This is a genomic window from Gemmatimonadota bacterium (assembly GCA_026706845.1).
GTDB lineage: Bacteria > Latescibacterota > UBA2968 > UBA2968 > UBA2968 > VXRD01.
Map to the genome: position 1 here is coordinate 1 of JAPOXY010000266.1, position 15,033 is coordinate 15,033.

The 15,033-nt window shown below is 51.1% G+C and carries 12 protein-coding genes; 9 read left to right on the forward strand and 3 right to left on the reverse strand.

The features are described 5' to 3' along the window. Positions 1–124 precede the first annotated feature (124 nt). The 9 genes from OXG87_23140 (at position 125) to OXG87_23180 (ending at position 10,863) form a co-directional block, all read left to right on the forward strand. A complete protein-coding gene (locus OXG87_23140) occupies positions 125–1,519 on the forward strand; it encodes an O-antigen ligase family protein (GenBank protein MCY3872451.1) in 1,395 nt (464 codons plus the stop codon). Then, positions 1,512–2,432, forward strand: a complete 921-nt coding sequence (locus tag OXG87_23145) for a glycosyltransferase family 2 protein (protein ID MCY3872452.1) — start codon at positions 1,512–1,514, stop codon at positions 2,430–2,432. The genes OXG87_23140 and OXG87_23145 overlap by 8 nt, the downstream gene beginning before the upstream one ends. After that, a complete protein-coding gene (locus OXG87_23150; GenBank protein MCY3872453.1) occupies positions 2,429–3,541 on the forward strand; it encodes a DegT/DnrJ/EryC1/StrS family aminotransferase in 1,113 nt (370 codons plus the stop codon). The genes OXG87_23145 and OXG87_23150 overlap by 4 nt, the downstream gene beginning before the upstream one ends. Before the next feature lie 8 nt (positions 3,542–3,549). Next, positions 3,550–5,145 (forward strand): methyltransferase domain-containing protein, encoded by a 1,596-nt coding sequence (locus OXG87_23155; protein MCY3872454.1) that lies wholly within the window; start codon positions 3,550–3,552, stop codon positions 5,143–5,145. Then, positions 5,138–7,261, forward strand: a complete 2,124-nt coding sequence (locus OXG87_23160; GenBank protein ID MCY3872455.1) for a glycosyltransferase family 39 protein — start codon at positions 5,138–5,140, stop codon at positions 7,259–7,261. The genes OXG87_23155 and OXG87_23160 overlap by 8 nt, the downstream gene beginning before the upstream one ends. Positions 7,262–7,435: 174 nt before the next feature. Next, complete coding sequence (locus OXG87_23165) at positions 7,436–8,794, forward strand: hypothetical protein (GenBank protein MCY3872456.1); 1,359 nt, start codon at positions 7,436–7,438, stop codon at positions 8,792–8,794. Positions 8,795–8,812: 18 nt separating this feature from the next. Further along, a complete protein-coding gene (locus OXG87_23170) occupies positions 8,813–9,625 on the forward strand; it encodes a hypothetical protein (GenBank protein ID MCY3872457.1) in 813 nt (270 codons plus the stop codon). A gap of 35 nt (positions 9,626–9,660) precedes the next feature. Continuing rightward, entirely contained in the window at positions 9,661–10,248 is a 588-nt protein-coding gene (lpoB, locus tag OXG87_23175; GenBank protein MCY3872458.1) for a penicillin-binding protein activator LpoB, read from the forward strand. A gap of 69 nt (positions 10,249–10,317) precedes the next feature. Continuing rightward, a complete protein-coding gene (locus OXG87_23180) occupies positions 10,318–10,863 on the forward strand; it encodes an outer membrane beta-barrel protein (protein MCY3872459.1) in 546 nt (181 codons plus the stop codon). Positions 10,864–10,933: 70 nt separating this feature from the next. Here the strand turns inward: OXG87_23180 and OXG87_23185 are convergent, their stop codons facing one another. The 3 genes from OXG87_23185 to ggt are packed head-to-tail and all read right to left on the reverse strand — an operon-like array spanning position 10,934 to position 14,797. Further along, the gene (locus OXG87_23185; protein ID MCY3872460.1) at positions 10,934–11,956 is read right to left on the reverse strand and encodes an ROK family protein; all 1,023 of its coding nucleotides are present in this window, start codon (positions 11,954–11,956) and stop codon (positions 10,934–10,936) included. A 10-nt stretch (positions 11,957–11,966) separates the two neighbouring features. Next, positions 11,967–13,145 carry a hypothetical protein gene (locus OXG87_23190; GenBank protein MCY3872461.1) on the reverse strand — a complete coding sequence of 393 codons (1,179 nt, stop codon included), beginning with the start codon at positions 13,143–13,145 and terminating at the stop codon, positions 11,967–11,969. Positions 13,146–13,171: 26 nt separating this feature from the next. Then, on the reverse strand, positions 13,172–14,797 hold the full coding sequence (gene ggt, locus OXG87_23195) for a gamma-glutamyltransferase (protein ID MCY3872462.1): 1,626 nt from the start codon (positions 14,795–14,797) through the stop codon (positions 13,172–13,174). Between the last annotated feature and the right edge of the window lie 236 nt (positions 14,798–15,033).

Consider the following 15,033-nt stretch of genomic DNA (forward strand, 5'->3'; position numbering starts at 1 on the left):
TATTTCTCGCATCACTGCCCAACTGGCTATTCGATACTTTGTTATATCTTGTTCCTATTCGACGATAATTGCGCGAACAAAGCATACCCTTTCAAAAAACCATTATCGGAAACCTTTTTATTGTATGACGCTTCGAACAAATTTCTTTGATCCTGCAAAACCCCAACTGTTGGTCCTGATATGTTTGGGGCAGGTATTGTTAATTGCATTGCCGTTTTTGGTAAATGACGCGCTTGCAGCGATTCTCGTTCTGAGCTTGTTGTCGGCAATCGCGCTTCTTGGCTCTCTCACGCTGTCAGTGCTCTATTTGTGTTTCACAGCGGCAGTTGTACCTTCCTGGCTTTATGAAGACTATCTGCTCTTACCTATGGGCTTTAAATTCTATGAAGGTCTTCTCGTCGTGGTAATGGGCATTGCCTATCTCAACTATTTGTTGGAAGGCCGATGGAGTTGGCGACGGCATACGTTTTTGGATCGACCAATGTGCGTATTGCTGGGGCTGGTCTTACTTTCTTGCTTGTTGGGGTTGATCTACGGACAATCGGTCTCGCAAATGTTGCGCGACGTGCGCTATCCATTGTACTACACGTTGTTCTTTGTGGTAACATGGTTTTTTGATGTGCGGCGATTCTCCACATTCCTGCATTTATTTTTGCTCATCGCCGCAATTGTCGGCATCGAGTATTTGTTTGAATTTCTTTTGCAGGTCGATACGGACATTGCGGGTGGTTTTGTTCGGATCGCACGACTCGAAGGCATTGTGTTGCCGATGGGTATGCTCATTATCGCCGCCATTTTGTTATTTGAAACGCGGGCGTACAGGCGCGCATGGGCGTGGGGCGCGATATTGCCCATTGGGTTGGCCCTGGTTTTGACAATGGGACGGGGCATGTGGATTTCGCTATTCGTCGGGCTGAGCATTCTGGCCGCGTTGACTGTGCTGGATAAGCAAGCCACACCACGACGCATGTCGCGTCTCATTATCGTGGCACTGGTCCCCCTATTGCTACTGGCGATGGGTTATGTTTTTCAGCAACAAACCCGCGCTGCCGTTAGCGACATAGCACTGGACCGCGTGACGCGCAGCGTCGAAGCTGTAAGTGGGCGGTTGATATCTTATGGCAACGCACTGGAGAAAATTCGCCAACGGCCTCTGCTCGGCGGCGGGCACGGCGAAACCGTGACGTCTTTGGTGACATTTCCACCACCGCCACAGATATTGACAGTAGGCGCAGTTGACAATGTTTATTTGACGATTGGTATCCGGATGGGACTGGTTGGCATCGCGGCGTTTTTGTGGGTCTTTGGCTTTGCTCTGTGGCGTTCATATCGATTATTCCAACAAAGTTCTGATACCCGCGTGCGTCTGTTCTGCGCGGCATTTATCGCCATTTATGCAGCACTCCTCGTCTATGGCATGGCAGATGCAACCCTCTTTGCCAACCGGTTGATCTTTATCCATGCGACATTTTTGGGACTTATTGCACGGCTGGTAGCAGAGGAAAAAAATAATGCCTGAATGTGTAACAGCAATAGTGGTCAACTGGAATGCCGGAGAAAATCTGGCGCAATGCATTGCCGCATTACTCGATCAGCGTGGAACAGATCTCGATGTGGTCGTGGTCGATAACGCATCGTCGGACAACAGCCTGGAGGCACTGGAAACTTATGGCGACCGCGTGCGCGTGATTCAAACCGGCGCAAATCTGGGCTTTGGGAGCGCAGTGAACCGCGGTGTGGATGTCTCGCACAGCGCGATTGTCATAGCCATGAATCCCGATGTCGTGTTGCAACCAGATGCAGTGAACACGATGGTTGAATTTTTGAACACACACGCCAATGTGGGCATGGTGGGGCCGAAACTTAAAGACGCGGATGGACAGGTGCTCGCCTCGTGCGGTGAGGCACCGAGGCTCAGAGATGAAATCTGTCGTAAATTCCTATTGCATCTACTATTTCCATTGCTTAAATTTCGGCGGCGAAGGCCCTCCAAACCCGAATCCGTCGCCTGGGTGACCGGGGCGTGTTTCGCAGTTCGCCGCTGCGTTCTGGACGCTGTAAACGGGCTGGACGAGGCCATTTTTATGTATTACGAAGATGTAGATCTCGGCCTGTGCATCAACCGAGCGGGCTGGCAGGTCATGTATTTGCCCCACGCCGAAGGCATACACATCGGAGGCGAAAGTTCCAAACAGGCATTGACGCGGATGCTCGTGGTCAGCGAAGCGTCTTATGCCTATTTTATTGCCAAACACCTGGGACAATGGGCCGCGCGCTTACTCAGGCTCCTGCGTCCTATAGAAATGACGTTGCGAACATTGCTCTGGGGAAGTGTGTTTTTACTCGCCCACAGCCGTCGCACAGAGGCGCGAGCGCGTTTGCGAGCTTACTGGTTTATCTTAACTCACGGTGCTGTGGAGGAAGGTCCATGATTCCCATTTTTCGCCCCTGGTTTGACAATGCAGAAGTCGAAGCGGTACGCGAGGTATTGATGTCCGGTTGGGTCGGTCCCGGGGAAAAGGTCGAAGAACTCGAAGCGCGATTTGCCCATTATGTGGGGGCACAACACGCAGTATCTGTCAACTCGTGCTCTGCAGCCCTCCTTCTGGCTTTGAAGATACTGGACGTAGAGGGAGGCGAAGTCATTACCACGCCCTTGACCTTTGTATCGACCAATCACGCAATTTTGCAAAACGGAGCCACGCCAGTATTTTGCGACATAGATCCCGAAACACTCAACATCGATCCAAAAGCAATTGCCGCCAAAATCACGTCGCGCACTCGAGCGATTATGGTCGTGCATTTTGCCGGGCACCCTTGCGACATGGATGAGATTCTATCCATTGCAAACCAGTACGGGATTCCAGTTGTAGAAGACGCCGCACACGCCAGCGGCGCGCGTTACAAGGGTCGAATGATTGGCGGGGTAGGCACAGTGACGTGTTTTAGTTTTGATGCGCGCAAAAATTTGTCAACATGCGATGGGGGGATGTTGACCACCAATAATTCAGACCTCGCCGAGCGCGCGCGAAAATTGCGCTGGATGGGCATCTCGCGCGGAACTTATGATCGGTTTCGAAAAAATGGCGCAGAGCGTCGATGGGAATACGAAGTGGGCGAACTCGGCTATAAATGCTATATGAACGATCTCAACGCGGCAATTGGGCTGGTGCAATTGGGCAAATTGGAGTCAGCCAATGCACAACGCCGGGAGATTTTTTTGCAGTACGGACGTGCATTTGCCGCCCTCGACTGGATGCAAACACCTGTAGAAAAACCCCAGGTTCGCAGCGCAATGCACGCTTATGTGGCGCGAATATCCCAGCGCGATGAATTGATAGATCATCTGGGGCAACACAACATCGATGCGGGCGTACACTACAAACCCTGTCATTTATTTGAAGTGTACAAACCCTATCGCACGGACTTGCCCGTCACTGATGCCGTGTGGCGCGATCTGGTCACCTTGCCCCTATTCCCAAGCATGACCGAAAGCGAAATAGGACAAGTCATCGCAGCCGTGTGCGACTTCCAACCCTAAGGTACGTTTTGACGCCCGTTATTTTATTCGGCATTACCGCAATTCTATCGGCTTTGTTCACGGCGGCTGCGCGTCTGATGGCACGCCGTTTTAATGCGCCCGACGCGCCCGTTTCAACTCTGGGCGGTACAGCTTTGCTGGCCGCTCTTTTTTGTGGCTTCTATTTTTTACCTCAATCGCTTCCTTTGGGCCTCGTTATTGGCGCTGTGGGAATGGCACTCATCGGCATTTTAGACGACTGGAAGCCTTTTGTACCGCTACACAAATTTGCGCTAACCCTCGCAGTTGCAGGCATCGCTGCCTGGTTCGGCCCGCGTATCCATCTCGTAAATATTATCTGGATAGACGCCACACTGACTGCGCTGTGGATGGTCTGGATGTGCCATGCATTCAATGTTCTGGACATGGAAGACGGTCTTTCCTCGGGTAGTGGCACCATTGCCTCACTGAGTTTGTGGGTGATAAGTGCCGGAGATTGGGCACTTGTAACAGCAGGCGCACTCACGGGGTATTTGCTACACAATTTTCATCCCGCCCGCATCCTCATGGGCGACACCGGAAGCCTGTTAATTGGCTTTTTGCTCAGTAGTATGGCTGTTTCTGTCGCAAATCAAACTGGAGGCCTCACGGGCGTCATCGGACCTTTGATCGCCCTGGGACTGCCCATCTTTGAAGCAGTATTTATCAGTGCGATCCGATTTGCCAAAGGCCGCTCTATTGTCCGACCCAGCCGGGATCACGTTGCACAGCGATTGATAAAATGGAGGCTACCAGTGCGTGCAGCAGTCGCTCTGATGTGGTTGGCAGGTATTGTTTTGGGTGGTCTGGCACTCGTGTTCACTCTGGGGCACTGGATCAGTTTGGCTGGTGTTGCGTGTCTCGCCATTGGTGCGTGGAGGGGATTGTCGCGCGTGGATATGGAAGGCGATGGGTGTGATGGACGCCCGGTTGGCCTATTTGGCAAAAACTGGTTGATTTACCGCACAATGCGCCAGACAATGTACGAAGTAAAGGAGATGGTAAGTGGAAAATTACTGGATGTGGGGTGTGGCAATAAACCCTATGCCGGCATTTTTGAGACGCGCGTGCAACAATACATCGGCCTGGAAAAAGGGCGCGAGCGCTATGAACACGCCGATGTGTGGGGCGATGTACTGGCCCTCCCCCTCCGCGACCAAACCTGCGATACCGTATTGTGCAATCAGGTCTTAGAACATGTGCCACAGCCCCAATTGGCAATTGACGAAATGGCACGCGTATTGCGATCGGGTGGCTATTTAATTCTCACCGCACCCCATATTTGGGGCTTGCACGAAGTCCCCCACGACTATTTCCGCTTTACGCCTTATGGCTTGCACCATCTCGCTGAAAAATCGGGGCTAACAGTTCATACAACGCGCGCGCTCGCGGGATTTTGGGTCACAGTTGGGACGCGATTCTGTTATTATTTGGCGCGTTTTGAACGCGGTCCGCTAATCCCCTTTGCGCGCATTGCATTTTTTGTCATCCAACTCGGCGCACTATTTTTAGACCGCTTGCACCGCGTGGAGAGCGACGCGTGGAATTTTTTGCTCATCGCACAAAAGGATCTATCCCATGAGTGATTTTATCGCGTCTATTAAAGCCAATTTTAATAAGCGGTACCCGGGTATCCACCATGCGATAGTGAAACACTATTTCACATCTATCATCATCCTGATCATCTTCTTTGCATTTATCCTTCGATATTTCCAATTAAACATCGGTTTGCCCTATTTGTATTTCTGGGATGAACCACTCACGGCCAGCAACGCGCTTCAGATGATGAAAACGGAGGATTACAACCCCCATTTTTTTAAGTACGGTTCTCTGATGATTTATTTGAACCTGCTGATCGATCAGTTATACTATATTTATCTCTTACTCACGGGCGATTTGGCAAGCGTGACAAATATACGCATTGAAGCCGATACCGGCTGGCACTGGACGATATCCCATCCGGGTTTTTATTTTTGGAATCGTTTTTTGACCGCCACAATGGGCACCGCAACAGTATTTATCACCTATTTAATCAGCAGGTCGATATGCGGCAGATGGACGGGCATCATATCGGCCTTTTTTTTATCTGTTCTCCCGATCCACATAGTTCATTCGGGTTTTGTAACAATGGATGCGCCAGTCGCCCTGTTTGTCTCCCTTGTCGCCCTATTCTCCATTTTGTTTATCGACCAAAAAAAAATCATCTATTTCATATTGGGTTTAATATGTGTCGGGTTTGCCACAGCGACAAAATACAATTCGGGCCTGGCAATATTGCTCCCCGTTGCATCGCTAATTTGGATGTCTTATCGGGATGAAATCCCGCGCCAAAAATTTTATTGGCTCGCAATCCCATGCCTGCCAGCAGTGACTTTTTTTTTCATAATGCCCTACGCAATTCTCGACTTCCCAAATTTTATTAAGGATGTCTTACACCAGATTAATTACTACAAAACCACGGGACACCCCGGCGCAACAATCAGCCCTGGATGGGATTATTTTGCGTTTCAGATACGAGAATTTTACCACAACATCGGACTGACGGGCACCATCCTGTTCGCAATCGGTCTCGCCGGGATAATTTCTCGCCCTGTATTGCTTCTGATCTTATTATTCCCCGCGAGCTATCTTGTATTTATGAGCGACATGACCGTCAGCTTTCACAGAAATTTTATACAGGTGTACCCATTTATTGCCATCTTTGCAGGTATTGCGTTTTACAATCTGCATTTAGCATTGGCACGTTTTTATCCAAAGCTCAAAAAGCCAATTCCGATTGTATGTCTCGCAGCCGCGCTCGTTTTACTGCCGCGAGCTTATGACGCCTATCAAACGGGCCTGGAACTGCACAACACCAGAGACACCAGAAGCGCGGTCATAGATACGCTCAACGCAATGGAAAATGTGCAGCAAGTCGTCTTTGCCAGAGAACTGCGAGTTCATGAACAAGACCTCAACAGATTAAAATGCGACTATTCGATACAACCCATAGAAATAATGAGCACGGAACAAAATCGAGACCACACACACTATGTCTTGCCCGTCGAAATATCTCAGATTTACACTTATTACCCTGAGGAAATACAGACCAAACAAGCAATCATAGACAAAATCCCCGGCGAGCATATTCTGCAATACATCGACAGCAATTACATCGGACAAAATATTGGCAAAGATTACATCAAACAAAGTGCTGCAACCATGCTCGATGTATTTTCCACAAGCCCCTCGCTGATCATCGCAAATCAGATACCTCAGGAACCATTACACCCCGGCACTATTGCATTTGATACCTGTAAACTATCTCCCACAGGCGCACAAATCAATATCCGCAATACCGCAACACTCCGCGATGGCGCAATCAAAACTCCGTCTTACGCCCTGAAACGCGGGAAATACCTGTTCACATTTCAAGCTCAAAAATCAGTGTCACCAGAACGCTCCCAAAGCTTTGTTTTTGGAGAATACGAAACAAAAATTACCGTAAAACGCCTGAACGCATTCCGCAAACATGCGAGCATCCGGGTCTCAATCTTTGCGGACCAGGCGCTCTTAACACAGCAAATATTCATCCTGACAAAGAACCTCGCTCAAATGGACGCCTTTTTTTCGCTCGAAAAAAACCAGCGCGTTTCAGTTCAAATAGAAAATCTCCATCCTGTGGAAACAACGGTTAAGCAACTGAAAATTTTGGCTTTGTAAAATTTTCAAACTGTTGTAAAAATTCACACCTGTGCCATAGCGCCACATATCCCGCCTTTTATTTAACGCTTATATCCTATTGTAATTAAACAACTTAAGGAAAATTTCTCCAATTGGCACGCTATTTGCATAACACTTTTACCGCACGCAAAAACCTCAACGGAGAAATGTGCGGTGAAATCAATTTACTACACAGTGCTTCTGCTAACCGTCTCGCTACACGGATGCACCACCTATTCTCACTTCTCGGGCGACTTTCGCACGAGCCTGCGCGCGCGCAATTACGAAGACGCCCGTGCAAAAATCAAAAAGTCGAGAAAAAGAGGCAACCAATTGCTCTATCTCCTCGAAAACGGCCTCTTGACTCACTATCAGGGCCACTACGAAACATCCAACCGCTATTTTGCCGAAGCCGAGCGGCTATCTGACCGACTCTACACCCGCTCGGTTTCCCGGGAAGCCGCCGCATTTTTGACCAACGACGCCATACGCAACTACCGCGGCGACAGCTTTGAAATGGTTGCCGTCCACTACTATCGCGCGCTGAACTACTGGTATCTGGGCCTCCCGGAAGATGCCCTTGTCGAATGTCGCAAAGCCAATTTGAAACTCGACCAATACGCCATTCACAATGGACAGACGAGTTACAAAAATGACGCCTTCATTCACTACATCACCGGCCTGTTCTACGAAGCTACCGGTGAACTCAACGACGCCCGCGTCTCCTATCAGCACGCGCAAGACGCCTATTCATACTACGAAAAAAAATTCCACACCGCCCCACCTCAGACCGTCGTGGAAGACCTCAAGCATGTAGATGACATTCTCAACGGTGAGGAAGCCGACCTGCGCTTTGCCTCGCTCAACATCCCGCCCTTTGTCCCGCCTGTGGGCAATGGCGAACTCGTGATCTTTTCTGAAATCGGCTTTATCCCCCGCAAAGTACAGGAGGAAATAGACCTCCCCATTTACGAAGAGGACATCAAACGCAGCAAAGGCGACAAAGTATCTTCCATCGCCGCCGAAATCTCACACCGCCGTCACCGCGTATATCCCATTCGCGATGTCGAATACTGGTTACGCGTTGTCCTTCCCAAATACGAAACTGTTGCCCCGCGCACAAAGCGCATTCTCATCCGTACCGCAAATCGCACCATTCAAACGCAGATCGCCCAGAATTACGCTGCAATTGCAAAAACATCGCTCCAGGATCACTACCCGAGGATTATGATCAGAACAATTGCACGCGGGCTTGTGAAATACATAGCCCACCGAGAGGCCAAAGACGAAAATGAGGTCCTCGGCTTCTTCGTCAACCTGTTCAACATCTCAACCGAAATCGCCGACACCCGCAGTTGGGTATCCTTGCCCCACAATATTCAAATCGGCCGCCTCGAACTGCCACCCGGCATTCACACCATCACACTCGAAGCACTCGATGGCAACGGACGCATTATCGAAACCGAAACATTTACCAACATCGAAATCAAACCCGGCCAACGCACGTTCTTGAATCACAGAGTTTATCAATAATTCACAAGGAGGAACACAATGACACTCTCACACCGTAGCCTTTTGTCGCTCGTTCTTTTCAGCCTATTGGTTTCAACGGCAAACGCGACAAAATCAGACCTGCCACCCACGCGGGGTATTGTCGTCAACCTCGTCGAATGGGACGGTGGGGAATTGCCCGCGGTTTATGAACGCACGGACCAACTCCCCTTCACCCGTGAGGACCTGTTGCAATTGGTACAAAGCGACTTTAAACCCGACCAAATCGCACAGATGATTTCCGAGCGCCGATATGCGGGCGATGCGTCTGCCGAAGGGCTGATCGCGCTCAAACAAGCCGGCCTTGCGCCCGTCGTCATACAGGCCATCTCCAAACACGCGCTCGCGCCCAACCAATCGCTCAACCTCACCATTTACCTGACATTTGACGGCATTTCTCAAACAGCGCGCCATCGTTTTCTCTACGTCATCATTCCCGACGGCGAGATCCAGCGCGTCTTCACCGCAGACTTAAACACCGTGCTCGCCGGACAGTGGAAAAGAGACGCCCTGATCGATGCCACAGACCCATTGCTCCCGCGAAAAATTCGGCGCGTCACCTTCTCGGGAACAATCCCGCTCAAAACACACGGCAGCAAAACCGTACGGATTTTCACATCCTCGCGTCCGGGCATCCATCAAATCGACGAGATACCGGCGATAGACCTCTCGCGGGTTCAAACATATCAAATGGATTATCCAGTCAGTTCACCCATTCAAGACTGCCGCGCCTATATTCGCTACAAACAGGATGTGGTATTGCCAGATAAATGGCACATGATTGACACGCGAATGGAATGCGAGTGGCGATAAAATACACCTTTCACCTCTCAACAAGGAGATAAGCCATGAAATTCATCACCTATGCAGCAATCGCCCTGATCGGTATCACAACCGGATGCGCCGGTCCCAGAGCCTTTACAAAAGGGACCTATGAAGATCCCAAAACCATTGCCCTGCTCGACGACCGCTTTAACGAAAACGACATGCAACTCATCGCCAAAAAAGTCGTCGATTCAATCCTCGAAGCACCATTGAACAGACCCGAACCCGCCATCATGCTCGGCAAAATGCGCAATCGCACCACCGAACACATCGACATGGTGGCCCTCTCCGACAAAATTAAAACCGCATTGATCCAGAGCGGCAAAGTGCGCTTTGTCGATGTCACCAACCGCAAAGACATCGCCACAGAATACGAATATCAACAATCGGGCTATGTCGATCCCGCACAGGCCAAAGCACCGGGCAAACAGACCGGATCAGACCTGATCCTCACGGGCACACTCAGCGCGAATGTGCAGGAAGTGGGCAAAGACAAACTCATCTACTACAAAGCCACCTTCCAGCTAACGGACCTCATCTCATCAGAAATTATATGGACCGACGAAAAAGAAATCCGCAAAGCCTACAAAAAGCGCAGCATCGGATTGTAATTGCGCTGCAGACCTGAGATTATTAGGTTGGGAGTTACGGATAGTCCTGATCCAGAAAGGAGCAAAACCATGAAACACCTGTTATTCACACTCGCAATCGCTCTGCTTTTGGGGAGCAGTGCCAGCGCGCAAACTGGCCGCACTGATGGGACAGAAGAAAGCGAATTTGGCAAAGGGGGATACCCGTTTGGTGGTCCGAGCCATCGCGTCTATCTCAACACCGCCTTTGGCTCTGGCTTTTTTGACCTGACGGACGTCAACAAAACGCGCACGGGTTTTCTCTACGGCATTGAACTCGGCGTCGAAATGGATCAGTGGCTCGGCATTCAGGCGGGCTATAATTATCTTTCCGACCGCGACATGTCCATCTTCAGCCTCGGCTCGCGTTTCGCCTATGCCTTTGACCCCTTTGTGTATCACGTCTCGCTCAACGCCGGACTATATGCGCCCAATGAAGGCGGCCGCAACTTTGGTCTGGCACCTGGCGCAGGCATAGACATCGTCCTCCACAAAAGGGTGCGTATCGGACTCGACTACAAACACGACTTTATCTTTACCGACAACCGCACCACCGACATGGACCGGATTTATGCGGGCCTCAAATTCTTCTTTTAATCAAAAAACAAGAGGCGAGGGACTGATCGTTCCTCGCCTTTCTCCGTCTTATCCACAGGTCACATATCACCTATCCAAACACCTCACTCGCGACAAAAGCCATACCCAGTGCAGCGGCAGAATCGCCGCCGCGCGCCCACTCAAACTGCGTTGAGACAGCTTGCGTATCAAAGGGATTTTCGAGATAGATCGGCCACGACCCATCCTCAAATCCTTCTATCACCCAGGCCATATACCAATCGCGAAAAGACGCTTCTGAAAGCCCACCGCCAATCACCACAAGCCCGGGGTCGAATAACCGCACCCAATTGGCTATCGCATAACCCAGAATAAATGCCTGCTCCTTAAAAAGCGACACTGCAAGTGGATCGCCATTTTCCGCGTAATCGCGGAGTTGATACGCCTTTTCCTCAATCGACGCATCAGAAGTGTTCAGCGCGTGATCTCTCCATTTATCCTGCGTCAATTCAATCCCAAGCCTGCGTCGCAATGCCATAAGCGACACCCAGGCCTCCGCACAACCCGTAAGCCCACACGAGCAAGCTGGCAACTCCCCATTCGCCTCCCGAAACGGAACCGAAGCATGCCCCACTTCCAGCGCGAGACCATTTGCCCCCTCGTAAATCTGCCCACCGGGCAAAACCAATCCACCGCCCAAACCCGTTCCCGGAGCGACAAGCAAAAGACCCGTGTCGCAATCCGGACGCGCAGCGTATTCACCCGCCGCCGCCGCATTGCCATCATTCGTCATATACACGGGCACACCCGCACGCGCAGAAAACTCGTCGCGAATATTCGTCCCCACCCAATCCGCCCCCAGATTGGCCTGCACCCGAATCACGCCATTGCTACTCGGCGCGGGGACATCCAGTCCAACACCCGCGATATCCGATTGCCTTCTCCCAGCGCGGTCCGCCAACAACAACAGCGCTTCTTCGAGCTGTGCAAACGTCGCCTCATACCCATCTTTGACGCGACTGGGTACCTCCACCATATCGCCCAACAAATTGCCAGCAGCATCAACGAGAATGGATTTCACACTCGTCCCACCAATATCCAACCCTGCAAAACAGCGCGTATCACTCTCTCCCATAACCCCATTCCTATCTTCTGGTAATCACAAACAACTGGCGCGTCCCATCTCTGGAAATCGACGGAAAAAGCACCTGATCACTCGTGCGGTTCCAGCAGGGCGCGGGATCGCTCCTCAAATCTCCCGATATCCACTTGCCTTGATCGTATCGCTCAGTTCGCGCCCATGCCCCGTCAGCCATGCGATACATCACATAAACCGTTCCGCGCTTTGGTCCCGAACCATTGATGATCCACTTCCCATCTGGAGAAAACGCATTGTCTCCGCCAAGCTCTGGAAAAACAGACTGATCTCCCAGGGTCCGTACAATTTTCTGCTCATCGGTATCGTACACCACCAGATCATCGGCATTGTGACCGAGAATCTCATGCCCTTCCAACCACTCGGGATGCCCACCAATAAAAACCTTCTGGATGGTCAGATCACTACCATCGGGATTCACGGTAAAAGGCACATTGAGCTGATTCCCACGCCCACCAAAATTGCCCCGCGCATAAAAATAAATCCGATCATCCTCCCTATTCCACAGCGTATGATTGATAAACATCGCCTTGCTCTCAACTCCCGGGTGGTAATCCCGCAACGCATCTCCCAATTGGGCAAAAGATACAATCAACTCTTTTTCACCCTTATTCACATCAACCTTAAAAATCCCATCGTCTTCGGGATGTACAACGCCTTCGGTCCAATCCGCCGCACCGAGATACCCCGTCACCAGCCGCAGGCGCGCCATGCGCGCGTAATTTAATCCCAAAAAATAGCCACCATTTTGCGCCACACCGCTATTGCCAAACGACGTATCTTCATAGCGATACTCGCGGATCCTTTTCCCTCTGGACATATCAAATAAAACCGTAAAAACCTTCTGCGTCTCTGGATCGCGATCATTAAAAAAAAACTGCGTCTCCGGCGATTCGGGATTCCAGTAGAACATCGTACCCTGCTGCGGATTCCACCCCTGTGACTGATCAACCATCTGGATCGAATAGCCATTCTCAGTATCGATCAAAATCACATCCGCTGCCTCGCCAGGTCCGGGCATATGGTCCTGAAAGCCATTCCGCAATGCGACGATATAACGACCGCTCTGATTCCAGGGAACGGTCTGGGACTGACCAATATACCCAAAAAAGTGGTGTTTGGGACCATACGTGATCTGCGCAATCTCAAGCTCAAATGAATCTGCCAATTTATTCTCCTCGTGCATGTTACGAGCTAAATCCCTATCGCATAGCCATCGCGTCTCGGATCTGCACCGCCCATCAGCGCACCCGATTCAGCATCCACCACAATACCCTGTGCACCTCCGCAAACGGCGGAATAATCGGGCAACACCTTCACATCGTGCCCACGCGCTTTCAGCGCGCGCCGAATAGACTTCGACACCCGCTTTTCAATAGACACCTTAGTCCCCGCACTCTCAATGCGGAACCGGGGCGCTTCAATCGCTGCCTGTATATTCATGCCGTAATCCAGCACATTGGTCAAAAATTGCACCGACGTTTGTTGAATCCCCCAGCTTCCCGGCGTACCCAGAGCAGAAAAAAGCGCGCCATCTCGAAACACCAGCAGCGGCGACAAACACATATCCAATTTTTTATGAGGCGCAATGCAATTTGGGCTATTGGGCACCAGATCGCCCCATCGAATAAAATTATTCAAAAACATGCCCGTATTGCCCATCATCACCCCCGACCCAAAACCCGATCCCAAACTCTGAGTTATAGCCACAGCATTGCCATCGCCATCAACCACATCGAAATGCGTCGTGCATTCATTCAGCCAGGCCTTTGGATCGCCCGGGTCAACCTCGCCCGGCAACTTCGTCGCCGGATACCACTCGCCCCGATGCACGCCCGCGCGATTCCCAATCAGCTTTCGGCGTTCTTCCGCATACCCCTTCGCCAGTAATCCTTCAACCGGAGCCTGTGGGGCTGCCGCGTATTCTATCCGATCCGCATTGCCCAACTTCACGGCTTCGATGAACAAATGTAATGCCTGCTCCGAGTGGTGTTCCATCTCCACCAGATCGTATCCCTCCAGCATATTAAGCGTCTCGAGAATCTGAAATCCCGCACTCGGTAGCGGCGGACAAAACACCTCATAACCTCGATAAGTCGTCACCAATGGATCGACCCATTCCGGTTCAAAATCCGCCAGATCGCGCTCGGACAACCAGCCCCCTTCTCCCTGGATATATTCCGCCATTTCGCGCGCGAGATCGCCGCGATAAAAAACCTCCGCCCCTCCTTCAGCGATCCGCCGAAATGTCCGCGCCAAATTCTTTTGAACCAGAATTTCGCCCGGCAGAGGTCCGCGCCCACGCGACAGAATAACGCTTTCAGCCCTATCGTTCATCTTCCCGCCACTGGTCATCGATTGGCTATTTCTCACCGTTACAGCATACCCGTTCTCCGCCAGATCAATCGCAGGCAAAAATACTTGTGCTGGCGTCATCGTGCCATAGCGCTCCAACAACTCCAACCAGCCGCCACAAGCACCCGGCGTCAAACACGAACGCGGCCCAGCATCTTTATCCGCTGGGCTATCAAACAACTCGGCACGCGCTTGATACGGCGTTCGTCCACAATAATCCAGGACGCGCCTGTGGTCGTTTTTTGCATCATACACAATCGCATACCCCACCCCCGCAATACCAGACATATAGGGCTCAACAACATTGAGCGCGGCAGCAACCGCAACCGCAGCATCAAACGCATTGCCCCCTTCAAGCAACATCCGCGCGCCAGATAGCGCGGCCAGCGGATGTGCGCACGCAACCATCCCGCGCGTACCCGTAACCGTTGGTCTATGTGTCACACCATGTGCTGAAAAAGCCATAACACTGCTCCTGAAAGTTTAATTTTCGCACCATAAAAAGCCGAATTAAGATCGGTATAATCTACGCCTACTAAAAAAAATTGGCAACCGTAGAGTCATAGCGATTATTGTTGCAGAATCTATTGCCCCAATCGCCGCACCAACGTATATTGCCCATCCACTATCCCATTCATCCATAATCTGGAAAGAAACCTTATGGACTCCGTACAACTCACGCGCGAATCTGTATCCTTCAA

Bases quoted from the DNA above. Each gene is read 5' to 3' on its own strand.
- OXG87_23140 (MCY3872451.1), top strand. From the start codon at position 125: ATGACGCTTCGAACAAATTTCTTTGATCCTGCAAAACCCCAACTGTTG.
- OXG87_23145 (MCY3872452.1), top strand. From the start codon at position 1,512: ATGCCTGAATGTGTAACAGCAATAGTGGTCAACTGGAATGCCGGAGAA.
- OXG87_23150 (MCY3872453.1), top strand. From the start codon at position 2,429: ATGATTCCCATTTTTCGCCCCTGGTTTGACAATGCAGAAGTCGAAGCG.
- OXG87_23160 (MCY3872455.1), top strand. From the start codon at position 5,138: ATGAGTGATTTTATCGCGTCTATTAAAGCCAATTTTAATAAGCGGTAC.
- OXG87_23170 (MCY3872457.1), top strand. From the start codon at position 8,813: ATGACACTCTCACACCGTAGCCTTTTGTCGCTCGTTCTTTTCAGCCTA.
- lpoB (MCY3872458.1), top strand. From the start codon at position 9,661: ATGAAATTCATCACCTATGCAGCAATCGCCCTGATCGGTATCACAACC.
- OXG87_23180 (MCY3872459.1), top strand. From the start codon at position 10,318: ATGAAACACCTGTTATTCACACTCGCAATCGCTCTGCTTTTGGGGAGC.
- OXG87_23185 (MCY3872460.1), bottom strand. From the start codon at position 11,956: ATGGGAGAGAGTGATACGCGCTGTTTTGCAGGGTTGGATATTGGTGGG.
- ggt (MCY3872462.1), bottom strand. From the start codon at position 14,797: ATGGCTTTTTCAGCACATGGTGTGACACATAGACCAACGGTTACGGGT.